The following is an 11,818-nucleotide window of genomic DNA, read 5'->3' as shown; positions in this document are numbered from 1 at the left end:
GCCATATAAAACAGGAGTTTCTATGGATAACATTCATCGCCTATTATTAGCACTGGCTTTCTCTACCCCTCTAGTGACCGGTGCTGCTCACGCCAACAGTTTATTGGATTCGGTAAAAAGTACCGCAGAGCAATACGGTAAATCAGCCGGTAGCTCATCATCACTGCCATCAATGTCATCAATGTCATCACTGACTAACTTACTCAATGGCGGAGATAAAGCGTTAAGTGCAGGCACCATGAACAATGCCACCGGTATTTTGCAATATTGCGTACAGAATAATGTGTTATCAAGCGATGGCACCACGGCGATTAAAGACCAGCTCATGAGCAAACTGGGTATCAGTGGCACAGAAACGGCGAAAAGTACGGATTATGAAGAGGGCTTGGGCGGGTTGCTGAAAACCAGTGAAGGCAAAAGCGTAAACCTGAATGACCTAGGTACTGGGCAAATCACAGAAAAAATCAAAACCAAGGCCTGCGATTTGGTGCTTAAACAGGGGAAATCATTCCTGTTGAAATAAGTAGATTTGAAGTAATCAGGTTTTAAGTCATCAGATAACGGTCATAGGGTGCCACCTAAGACGTGGCACCTGTCATTATTTCAGTACGAAACAAGCCGATGCATTCGGCACCAATGAGCGATGAAACGCATTAATCCCGATGAGTCTATTTATTTTAACGTCAACAACCAGTAAGTGATCCGGGTGACACTATTATTGACACTTAGCGCCAGGAGCAGAAACGAGCGTAGCCAACGCACATGCAACTTGAAGCATGACGGGTATAGATTGGTGTTTTCACTCAAGAACATCCATAACGCTGACCGCATGATCGGTAAACATATGTCGCTACCGATCGCTTCTTTAACTCTTTAGGGTGAATTAACATTCACCCTGGCTGTGTGTTTAAAGACTTGTAATAGGGGTATCTCAATTCAATCTCTGGAGCACCTTGCAACGTTCTTCCTGAACGAGCCATAAGATAGCCTACGGTCTCTTCCGGAGTGAGTTCAATGTGGAACATATCTTCATTCTGAAACCAATAGTTAGGCCAAAATATGAGATCTGAAGCATCACCATCAGGAAAATTCTCATCCAAAAGATCGACCGCATAATGTATATCGGGTTCGATACCTTCCGCTTGTGAGATAACATTAACAAGTTCAATTGACTCAGCATATTGAAAATCTTCGATATATTTAGCTTTACGCTGGGCTGAAATAATAAAATCCTCTTTGCTGGTATAGGCGTGAAAATCCCTAAACTCATGGAAATCATGTTCTCGGCAAGCAACTTCATTCCATTGTGAAATAAGCTCTCGTACCCGATCGTTTTCTTGATCACCATTATCTTCGAGAGTACTGGATATCTCGTCGAGTAGCTTAAGCAGTGTCTGTGTCTGATTTTTAGTGGCTTTGCGTGGTTTTAAACGTTCAGGAATCGGCATATCCTCTCCTTAAAAAGATTTTATCCGACACGTCATCCTCTGTCGGGATCTACCATCAAGCGCATGTTACGCCGAAAAGAAGACAAAGATCACCCCTTCTCTACCGCAACTGTTACATCCAGCACACATTGCTACAATCGATTAACATCCATTCACCGATATTACAGTATAGAAGCGATGTACTTCCTCTGCGATTAGAATACCTGAGTATGGTTTAATCCAATCAATAATCGTGCGGCCTGTACTGACAATATTACAATTGATACCCTTACTGTCTATTTTTTAATAACAAAAAAAAACGAATTTCACATTATCCCTAGAGAGGTAAATAATGGCTTCACACGATCAATACAAGAATTATCTTATTATTAAAGGAGCCATTCGTTGTCATAAATGACAAATTACCCTAAAAACAAAACCGGGCGCGGAATTTAGTATTTCTCATAAAATCATTTAGTTAGTTAAGCCATATAAATCAAATAATGAAAATAGAATAAAACATCATTTGCGATCTATTTCACTTGAGATTATTATTCTGCACTTTACTGCCTTGTGAATATTATGTGGATATCATCTATCTCCATAACACCTATTGTGAATAAAAATAGGAACATATAGGCGGATTATATTACCTATAGGATGAAAGGTTTATGGCAGATAACGCTTCACAAAATAAATCGCTACATAGAATGGCCTTCAAAGGCGAAGGTGGCGAGTATTTCTCTATCTGGTTAGTTAATTTACTACTAACGATAATTACACTGGGTGTTTATTCTGCCTGGGCTACCGTACGTCGTCGCCGTTACTTTTATGGCAATACTGAGCTAAACGGTGATCGTTTTGATTATCACGCAGAGCCAATCGAGATCCTTAAAGGGCGCTTGATGGTTATTGGTGGTGTGATTTTATTCTATATATTATTGGCAATTTCCCCAAAACTTGGCCTTTTGGTTGCACTGGTGTTTCTGGCATTGATTCCATGGCTTATTATCCGTGGCTGGCGCTACAATGCCATTATGACCAGCTATCGTGGTGTTCGTTTTAATTATCACTGCCAGACTGGACAGGCTTATTGGGCGTTACTGTTTTGCCCACTGCTGTTAATTCTGGGGCTCTATGCCGTGATAGTCGTCATGGCGATGTTTCTAGGTTCTGTTGCCAGCAGCCCTTCTACGACTCTTACACTCGTTGCTGTTTCTGCGATTCTTCTGGTCCCCCTGCTGGCAGTTATCAATGGCATTGTGAGCACGTTGCAACACAGCCTGTACGTTAATAACCTCTCTTTTGGTAATTCATCTTTTATTAGTACGTTAAAAAAATCAGCATTTATTAAAATCGCCTTTTTCAGTGTGTTGATTTTTATCCCATTCTTTTTTGTTGCTATGATGTTCGCAGGTGCGTTTTTTGCCGATCTGTTCCAATCGGCCCTGAATGGTTCCATCGCCAACGAAAATAAGACAGCTATGCTGATAATTCAGAATTTCAGCAACCTGCTATTCATGATGCTGATGTTGCTACTCGGCACCATGGTTTCCAACAGCTACCGCATAGTTGCCCAACGTAATTACCTGTTTAGTCAAACAACATTACAAGGTGACATCAAGCTACGTTCTTCCATGAAACTCCTGTCTTATATGGGCCTGCTAATTACCAACAGCCTGATCACTGTGTGCTCATTGGGGCTTGCCACACCAATTGCAGAAGTACGCCATGCACGCTATATGGCTGATGCAACTGAGATTGAAGGTGACTTGTCTTTACTGAATATCCACGCTCATCAGGACACAGCGAATAGCGCTCTCGCCGAAGAAGCATTACAAGCACTCGATCTGGGAACTGGCTTTTGAGTAACTATCAGTGATCGTTGAAGGATATTATCAGTACCCAGGCCGGGCCGCCCGCGAGGCGGCCCGACTACTGCTAAATGAAATAGGCGATAACGTGACATTGCTACGTGATGGAGAACAGCACTATTTCTCCCTGTCGCAGCTCAACGTTTCGTCTTCATTAGGTTCTATCCCGCTGAATTTGACATTTCCTGATGGCGGCCGCTTTGTTCCCTCCGATGACACCTTGTTCCGTAAGTGGCTATACCAACAGCGTTCACCTGGGGTGGTGCATCGCTTAGAGCGTCATAAAAGCGGTGTATTGTTGACGTTGCTCATCACCCCATTACTTATTTTGGCTTACATCTATTGGTTACTTCCTTGGGCCAGCAGTGAAATTGCGCTGCGTATCCCAACCACTGCTGAGCAGAAGCTAGGGGAACACTCCCTTGAATGGCTACAGCAAAGTGGATTTAAACCTTCAGCGTTACCCGCAGAACGACAAGAAGCGATCCAACAACTCTTTTTACAGGTAATGCCCCCGCAAATGCGGCAGGAACGCACACCGCTCAAACTGGTATTGATGACCGCGCCGACGACAGCCAATGCCTTTATGTTACCTGATGGCACAATGGTGATCAGCGACGATTTGATCAAGCTGACGACCAGTGATGATGCCCTGGCTGCGGTGATGTTGCATGAGATGGGACACCATGCCCACCGCCACTCGATGCAGATGGTGGTACGTTCATCATTAGTCGCCTTGACCTTTATGTGGATGACCGGGGACGTCAATGGCATTGGCGATACGCTGTTGCAATCGGCCGCCTTTATTCATGAGATGCAGTTTTCCCGCACAATAGAGAGCGAGGCAGATTCCTGGGCAATAGCCGAAATGCAGCGCGAAAAGCGTTCGTTGTTAGCCATGGAAGAGATTTACCATGCGTTGCAACAAGCCACCACTCCAGAGGCCGAAACTCGGGTTGGTATACCAGAGTGGCTGAATTCCCATCCTGATATGCCAGCCAGGTTGGAAGTCATACGCGCCGTAAGAGAGAAGATAGCGCAAGAATAAAGGATGATGAACTTCCCCTCACTCTGGCAGGGGAAGAAACAGGCTACTGTGGTACAAGCCACTTGGCAACCACCACAGGTATCGCCCCTGATATCACCACAGCTCCGCTGAGACCGGATGATAAAAAACTATAAGCCCATAAACCTTAAAGAGAAATGTGACCGACCCATTCAGTAAGCGCCATTTCGACCACGCCCCGTGGTAAATACTCCTGCTCAAGACGCCCCCGCGGTTGTGACAATAAGTATCGGTAAAAGTCTGCTTCGTGGTGATGAAGCCCTTCGGGAACCGCCTGTTGAGCGTTGACCGGCTCTGCGACCGCTGAGCCTGATGCGTAGTGTTCAAATAACAAGCGGCCCATCAAAAGTGCGGTAATCGCTGGCTGGAACGCTCTTGCCCGCGCCAACATCAATAGCCCCCAAGTATCCATATCCCCCCAATAACCTATCGACTTGCTCTTTAAATTAGGAGAAATCAGCCACTGCAAGTCCAGACCTGAGCCCAGAATAGCAATGGTGTCAGGCAATTGCGGTAACTGGTGAATACAGTGTTCATTTTCTACGATAAGAATGCGTGAGCATGGTAAATCTACGCTCGCCAGTTCTGTTGTTGTGACCTTACTCATGTTGAAGGGGAGTATGCCGGGAGCCAACGGAGTGACCAATACCCAGTGGCTGCTTTCTTCGAAGGCATCAAGAAAGGTTGCCAGACCCTGCCCAGAGGCCTCCCCCTCAAAACGCTCATCAAGTAGTTTTGTCAGCAACGAATAGTTTCTTTCGAAGAACTTCGTGTCTACTCCAGACTCGGACAGCAGGCGTAAAGGTCGCCCCTGAGCACAGCCGGGTGTCAATTTGCAGGCAAGATTAGCCGCGGTAATCACCTCATGTGGATCTTTATGCAGCCAAAGCGCCCGCTGGTTAATCAGCAAGGCATGAAAGGATTTATCAACCTGCGCTACCAGTTGCTCAAGTTGTTGAAATTCCTGACTGACTTGCAGGTTCGATGCTGCATTGATCCACTCAGAGGGGGTGCGCAAACACCATCGAACGGGAATTGAAACAGGCGTGAGGCTGGCACGGTAGCTAACGGATTCCCATTCAACAAGACCGATACTGACCTGACGCCAGACCTCGACATGGCGCTGCACTGCCTGCGTATTTGCAGTAAAAATCTTTGCCGACGGTTTACCTATTGGCAGTTGCAAAGGCCAGCAGCCGGGTGTGAGTAAGCGTTCAGACCTCACCTTAGACTGATGCCACTGTCTGGCCAATTGCTTGCCAATATCAATGGGTGATTTCATATTGGTTTGTTGCGCTGCTGATGATGTTCATTTAGATCTTCCCAACTTAATGAGACCAGACTGGAATCCGGCCCACGCCGATGAACAACGATCGCCGAGCGTGTGTGATGACGCAACAGACGCATCTCCTTATTGGGCGTGATGAAGACCGCATGCAGACCAAATTCCCTCAGGGCAGCGATAATCCGCCCGGCGACAACATGAGAGCTACGCGAGAATGCCTCATCCAGAATAATAGTACCGAACAACGGCTTGGTGCGACCATCAGGGCACAGCGCATAGCTTAGGGATGCGGTCAGTACATAAGACGCGATGATTTCTTTTTCTCCACCACTACCGCCTTGTGAACCGGTACGAGTCTCAATGACGCTCCCGGTTTCCCGCTCAATCACCGAAACGGCGAATTCAAGGCGGAAACGGGGGTCCAGCAACGCTCTGGCCCCTTGGGTGCGGTTGCGTTCGCAGGCATCTTTCAGTAATCCGACCAACGCTTGCAGCGCCTTATATTGGCTCTCGCCATCATCATCGACGAAACGAGCCGAGTTAAGCTGGCGTTGCGTGCGCAGTAACGTGCGCATACTGTCATGCACCACCGGTTTGGCGATCAAACACAGGTAGCGCCCAGACTGAAAATCGACTCGGCGCATGGTGTCATTAAGTTCTTCCAGACGCTCCTCGATCAACGCAACTTCATGGTCGATATGACTGAGTAACTGCGTCACCCCATCATCAGAGGAACGGTTCAGATATTCTTGGAAACGCTTAAGTTTTTCGGGAAGCGCCTCTTCGGTCAAGGTCTGTAGGCGCGCCAGATAGTTGGGAATATCGTCTAATTCCCGCCCCACTTCCGAAAGCGCGCCAGTATCCTCTTTTTTGGCGTCGGACATCCGCTTGATAAGCTCATCCCGTAACCGTTGTAATCGGTCATTGACCTCATTGAGTCGGCCTTGCAATTGGCGTGCATGCTCACGTTCAATGTCCTGAATGTCGTCCAGTTGCTCGGGGGCCACCTGAGGAAAATGCGCTGCGCCTAACGCTTGTAGTGCACCGGTCATGCCTTGTTTTGCGATGTTATGGACTTTACGGCTGAGCATTGCTGCACGTTCGAGATCCTTCTTCAAACCAGCACATGCAGTCACTTCTTGTTGATATTGCCTTTCAAGCTCTTTTTGCCGTGCTTCAGCCTCATCCAGTGCGGCCTTAGCAATAGCGATATCGGACTGCGGATGGGTCAGCCTATCCAGACGAGCCTGTAATTCTTCCAGTTGGCGCTGCGCAGTGGGTAGGTCAATACTCTCGAAGTTCAACGCCTGAATATGTGCTAACGCATTGGCTTGTTCCTGCAATTTACCCACGGCAGCCTGAGCAAGACGAAGCGCTTGCGTCGCTATCTGTAGCTGTTGTTCTTTCTGTTGTATCTGCTCCGCCAGAAAAGCCAGCCGATCACGGTTATCAAAACCCGTCAGCCAACCCTCATCCAGACGTTTTTGGTCCTGCTTATCGAAGAAACGCGCCTTGCCCGACATTAGCCCCTGCGCAGTCATGGCATGTGGGGTATGCCGTAATTGATCGGTATTTTCGACACAATGGCGATCAATATCTGCCAACAAGGCTTTCACGGTCTCTCGGGAGGTGTGTTCTTTGTAGGTAAGTTTCTTCGTAAAACCATCATGGAAAAATAGGGGCTGGGACGCTGGCGACTTCACTTCGAGTAAACGCACATGCAGTTGGTTATGTCGTTGATTGACCCAATTCAGGGCAGCATCAGCCGACGCGTGGGGGACCAATATACGTAAGCGATGGCTGCCTATTGCTCGTTCGATGGCACCACGCCAGGATTTCTCCTCCTGCTTGACCTGAACCAGCTCGGCGACGAAGGGCAAGGTTGTATCATCCAGGCCCAACTCGGTAGCCAACGCGCTGCGAAAAGCTTGAAACTGGCTAGGCAGGTTAGATTCGGGCCGGCGCTCAACGTCTATCTTTTCTTGACATAACTGCTGAAGCTGCTCAGTTAACTCGTGATCGGTAATCCCTTTACTGAATGCGCTTCGCTCGGCGGCACTTATCTCTTCAGAAAGGGCCATCAGGCGTGTTTCGGCTTTCTGTTGATTCGCTTGCAACCCCGCAGCGGTCAACTCCTGTGATAGATCGAGGTTTATTGCTAGCCGTTGATAATTTGCTGCCTGCATCTCCCGTTGATGGCAGGTTTTCTGCCAATCGGTAATGCGATCTTTGAGAACATCAACACTTCCTCCCTCCACATCCCAATAGCGTTTCAGCTGCTCATTCACCTGCTTTTTCTGTTCGGCCTGTTGCCGCTGTAATTCTTTTACGGTGGATTCAGTCTCGCTGATTTCCTTCTCTAGCCGATGTGTTTGCACCAACCACAAACCATGGGCCTGCTCGGCGAACCAGATAGGCAAAATGACCTCGAGTGCCTGCCGTTCTTCCAGCAGGCGTGACTGGACCTGATAACGCCCCCAGCTATCGGCAATAGGTTGTAGTGACCGTATCTGCTTACGGGCGATTTGCAATTCCTGGTAAATCTCAGTGAGATCATCGAAACTATTGGCGACTTCGGCGGCACGCTCGAAGGCTGAGTGATCATCCAGCACCAATTCACGGAAGATTTCATCAATACTGTTTAACTGTTTTAGGCCGGCAGCGCGATTCAGTAGCGTAAACGCGTTTTCACCCACGTCGAAGTAATCACGCAAGCGCGCCAGATAAGATTTTTTACTCGGGTAGGTCCAGATCCCCGTGCCTTCTTTCTCCATCTGTCGCAATGCCCGCATCCCCCCTTCATGGTGTACATTCAACCAATGCTCAAGGGTGTGTCCAGGGGCATCGCTGAACAGCCACAGTTTTTTCATGTCTGTTGCAGCAGAGCTGGTGCCCTCGAACCACAGCAAGACACCCAAGCGAATTTGCTGTGTATCACATGCCAGCGTAGCCACAACCCCAGTGATTGTTTTGCCCTGTCGGGCAATATGTGACTGCCCGGCACCGCCATCGCCGGGGCCGGATACCCCCCGCACATAGGACACCAGATCCCGGTCGCTCTCATGCCCCCCCGTAGACGCCAGATTATAGCGAGGGTTAGCGCACAACAGCGTCATCAGAGCATCAACAAGCGTTGTTTTACCGCTACCCGTGGGGCCGATCACCGCCGTCCCTGCGGGATCAATAACCGCCCGATGAACCCCTTTGAAGCCACCCCAGTTAAAAAGATCCAAATGTGTCAATATGAAGGTTTCGCTATCGCACCAGAGAGGGGATTGTTTCATGGCATCTCCTCCCCACCCATCAGTTCACTGGCGTCACCCGGCAACTCGCTCCTTTCCACCTGATCTCGTAGCCATGCTAACAAAGCTTGTAAATTCTCAGGATTGGCCAGATGAGCAATAATTGGGCGAACAATCACCCGTTCATGAGCGTCTGGAGCAGAAACCAATCCATGCCCTTTGAGCTGATCTAATAAATTAATCACCCGTGTTCGCTCTCTGGCATCACTGCCCAGATCCCCCAGATACACCTGTAGCTGTGGGATCAAATCATCCACGACAACCAATGCCTGGCTGGCACCTATTCCGTTTTCCTGTTCATAGGCAATGAAGTGCTGACGTAAAATGGCAATCAGTAACGATTGTTCCAGATTCAAGCGCTGCCGGCGCACCAACGGATGCGTCCAATCATCCTGTTCCGAGGTTTCCTGCTGCCGTACCATGACAAAGAGTAGCCCACGAACCTCATCGATCCCCATACTCAGATCGAGAGGCTCCAAAATGCTGGCCATTTCTTCGGTGTGGATCAGTGCGATGCGATACAGATTGGGTTTATGACTCTCTTCAAGTAAACCGTACTTAAGAAGCTCCTGAGCAGCCTCACGTACTCGCTTGTGAGTGCGCTTCTCTTCGGTAGACTCGCTGTCCGTATCAGGCAATGCATCGGTTGTCATATCATCCCTTTCGATATGCGACAGCACATCTTGGGTTAGCTCTCCGTTGCCTGTATTCACTAACCGATCAAAGATGCCTGTCATGCTCACAACTCCCAGTCAATATCCTTAAGTGCCTGACTTTCCAGCCCAGCATAGGGAAGATAGAAGCGCCATATGCGCTGTTCATCGTCAATCAGTTCAACCGCTTCTCGCTGTTCATTCTGAATGGTGATACCGGCTTCATGTGCCATTCCCAGCCAAAGGGCAAAAGTTTCCAGATCGTGTGCTGGGGGGAGTAAAACCGCCAATTCACCAAGGCTAATGGGTCTGTTTTGTTCTGCGAGAACTCTCAGGGTACCTTGGATCAGCGCCTCTCGATCCAAACCATCAAAGGCATCCCAAAAATCATCACCCACTTGTTCCAAGCCGACTGACGTGGTGCTCAGATCCAGTTCTGGCTCAATATCCTCATCCAGTGTTTTAAAACGTAACCGCTCTACCGCAGGAACGCCTGTCACCGCCATTCCCAAGGGCGGCAAAGGGATCTCTTGCCGCCTTATCGCCAGCCGCTGCCAATCCAGATTCAAAGCAAGACTAAAGATATCATTGAGCAGTTGCCCTACACGGTGGTGCTCCGCAGCAAGGCCGGTTTTCATAAAACCTTTCACATCCCGCTCACTACGGGATCTGGCCTGCAACACCACCTTAGTTTCTTGAACCAGACGCTTCACCAGAAAGTGAAGATCCCGTTGTTGTGACCATGGTAATGCTTTGGGTACAACGGGATGGCGCAGAATGGTGCGCAGGCGATGGCGCATATTGTCCAGTTCAATCGTCTGGCGAAGTTGTTGCTGGAAGCTGTCGAACACGCGACCTTCAGGTGTGTTCAGCAGTGAGTCTTGATCATCAAGCAGGCGGTCGATGATTTCACCCCGGTGATACTGCTCGCTGATAATAGATTGCCTCAACGCCCGATCAGCCTCTCGCCAAGAATCCTCTACACGACGAAAATCAGCACGCAAGGAAGTGGCCAAATTGTAGACTTCCCTGATCCCTTCAACCGCCTGTGCTTCATCTAGCACCACGATGTGTCCCGCTTCTGCCAGCGACAGTTCCTCCTCCAGCGCCTTTATTCGACTACGCAGCTTATTAATTCGGCTCTCTGGGTTGGGATTAAGACTGGTCTCAAGATTTTCTATTTCACGTTGCACCACGGACAGACGTGAAGCTGTGGAGGTCATAATGCGGCTATCCAGCGATTCAACAAACTGTATCGCGACTTCCAGTGCATCCGTTGCAAAAATTCGCCCTTCTCGCTCAACAACCAGACGGCGTTTGATCCACTCCCGTAGCTCGCGCCCAGCTTGAAGATGGGTATTATCAGGCTCGATTTCATACAGTTCCTGACTGGCATGCGCGGAGAGGATACCCGCCAGCGCCTGAAGCGCATCTTCCATCGGTATACCGTCATGTGACGTCTTAAACATGGCTCGCAGACAACCCAGTACCAAAGGGGCGCGACGAGAGGCGAGCAAGATCCAAGTAGGATGCTGGCTACGTGCTGAAATATATTTTTCTGTGCATTGTTGAGCGTTTTCTTCCATGGCAGTCAATAACACCAAGTGGTTTAAAGATAGACGCGGACTTGAATAGAAGCCCCCGGTATTTCCTTTCGGGCAGCATGTTTTGCAATTCGGTCATCACCGCAGCGACATAACGTTTCAAGGCTACATCTTGTCCACTACATCTTGTCAAAAAAAATCAAGATACCCCACTGCAAACTGATTATTAACGCGGTTTCAGTGATATTTGTCACAAAGGAGGAGAGGGATAGGATAAGGGATATCATCCTCCCACTCAGGTATCAACTCACTACACAGCTTAAATGCGAAGTATTACTTAGTGAAATTTCAAGACGTAGAGATGAGAATCACACCAAGTTGTGTAAAACATCGGGATTTTCATGCTACCTCATCGTTTAAAAGAGGCTCGTCTAAGGGCAGGTTTATCGCAAGAACGTTTGGGTATCCTGGCAGGGATAGACGAAGCAGCAGCCAGTGCGCGAATGAATCAATACGAGCGTGGAATACACACACCTGATTTTGAGCTGATCTGTCGCTTTGCCGAAGTGTTACAGGTCCCCGCTTGTTATTTTTATACGGTGGAAGATGATCTGGCGGATGTAATAATTAAATATTATGAGGTTATTGACAAAGTGCCTGCAACGGA

At 48.5% G+C, this 11,818-nt stretch carries 9 protein-coding genes and 1 pseudogene; 4 read left to right on the top strand and 6 right to left on the bottom strand.

Features of this window, described 5'->3' with window-relative positions; translation table 11 throughout:
* The first annotated feature begins 22 nt into the window (after positions 1-22).
* Entirely contained in the window at positions 23-523 is a 501-nt protein-coding gene (locus tag AC971_RS19320) for a YjjA family protein (protein WP_025382471.1), read from the top strand.
* Positions 524-890: 367 nt separating this feature from the next.
* On the opposite strand, the gene AC971_RS19315 is transcribed toward AC971_RS19320, so the two are convergent.
* A complete protein-coding gene (locus AC971_RS19315; protein WP_025382470.1) occupies positions 891-1,448 on the bottom strand; it encodes a hypothetical protein in 558 nt (185 codons plus the stop codon).
* 650 nt (positions 1,449-2,098) lie between these two features.
* Here AC971_RS19315 and AC971_RS19310 point away from each other — a divergent pair.
* Complete coding sequence (locus AC971_RS19310) at positions 2,099-3,295, top strand: YjgN family protein (RefSeq protein WP_025382469.1); 1,197 nt, start codon at positions 2,099-2,101, stop codon at positions 3,293-3,295.
* 10 nt (positions 3,296-3,305) lie between these two features.
* Positions 3,306-4,349 (top strand): M48 family metallopeptidase, encoded by a 1,044-nt coding sequence (locus AC971_RS19305; protein ID WP_025382468.1) that lies wholly within the window; start codon positions 3,306-3,308, stop codon positions 4,347-4,349.
* Between the two features lie 145 nt (positions 4,350-4,494).
* On the opposite strand, the gene AC971_RS19300 is transcribed toward AC971_RS19305, so the two are convergent.
* The 5 genes and pseudogenes from AC971_RS19300 to AC971_RS19285 all read right to left on the bottom strand — a co-directional run bounded on the left by AC971_RS19300 (position 4,495) and on the right by AC971_RS19285 (position 11,193).
* Positions 4,495-5,649, bottom strand: a complete 1,155-nt coding sequence (locus AC971_RS19300) for a DUF3322 domain-containing protein (RefSeq protein WP_025382467.1) — start codon at positions 5,647-5,649, stop codon at positions 4,495-4,497.
* Positions 5,646-6,995, bottom strand: coding sequence for an SbcC/MukB-like Walker B domain-containing protein (locus AC971_RS25345; protein ID WP_231573035.1), 1,350 nt, complete (start codon positions 6,993-6,995; stop codon positions 5,646-5,648). Before AC971_RS25345 ends, AC971_RS19300 begins: the two co-directional genes overlap by 4 nt.
* 1,737 nt (positions 6,996-8,732) lie before the next feature.
* Positions 8,733-8,936 (bottom strand): annotated as a pseudogene (locus AC971_RS25340) (ATP-binding protein); the annotation flags it as partial.
* Positions 8,933-9,691 (bottom strand): DUF4194 domain-containing protein, encoded by a 759-nt coding sequence (locus AC971_RS19290; protein WP_025382465.1) that lies wholly within the window; start codon positions 9,689-9,691, stop codon positions 8,933-8,935. The pseudogene AC971_RS25340 and the gene AC971_RS19290, both read right to left, overlap by 4 nt.
* A 2-nt stretch (positions 9,692-9,693) precedes the next feature.
* Complete coding sequence (locus tag AC971_RS19285) at positions 9,694-11,193, bottom strand: DUF3375 domain-containing protein (protein WP_071825465.1); 1,500 nt, start codon at positions 11,191-11,193, stop codon at positions 9,694-9,696.
* 359 nt (positions 11,194-11,552) lie between these two features.
* Between AC971_RS19285 and AC971_RS19280 the strand changes: the two genes are divergently transcribed.
* A partial coding sequence (locus AC971_RS19280; protein ID WP_053084928.1) for a helix-turn-helix domain-containing protein occupies positions 11,553-11,818 on the top strand: 266 nt, incomplete at its 3' end.

Origin of the sequence: Yersinia similis (assembly GCF_001053095.1) — a bacterium.
GTDB lineage: Bacteria > Pseudomonadota > Gammaproteobacteria > Enterobacterales > Enterobacteriaceae > Yersinia > Yersinia similis.
The sequence above is the reverse complement of the archived record's forward strand: the minus strand, read 5'-3'. Positions and strand labels throughout refer to the sequence as shown.

Excerpts from the sequence above, each read along its gene's own strand:
- AC971_RS19320 (WP_025382471.1), top strand. The coding sequence starts at position 23 with ATGGATAACATTCATCGCCTATTATTAGCACTGGCTTTCTCTACCCCT.
- AC971_RS19285 (WP_071825465.1), bottom strand. The coding sequence starts at position 11,193 with ATGGAAGAAAACGCTCAACAATGCACAGAAAAATATATTTCAGCACGT.
- AC971_RS19310 (WP_025382469.1), top strand. The coding sequence starts at position 2,099 with ATGGCAGATAACGCTTCACAAAATAAATCGCTACATAGAATGGCCTTC.
- AC971_RS19315 (WP_025382470.1), bottom strand. The coding sequence starts at position 1,448 with ATGCCGATTCCTGAACGTTTAAAACCACGCAAAGCCACTAAAAATCAG.
- AC971_RS19290 (WP_025382465.1), bottom strand. The coding sequence starts at position 9,691 with ATGACAGGCATCTTTGATCGGTTAGTGAATACAGGCAACGGAGAGCTA.
- AC971_RS19300 (WP_025382467.1), bottom strand. The coding sequence starts at position 5,649 with ATGAAATCACCCATTGATATTGGCAAGCAATTGGCCAGACAGTGGCAT.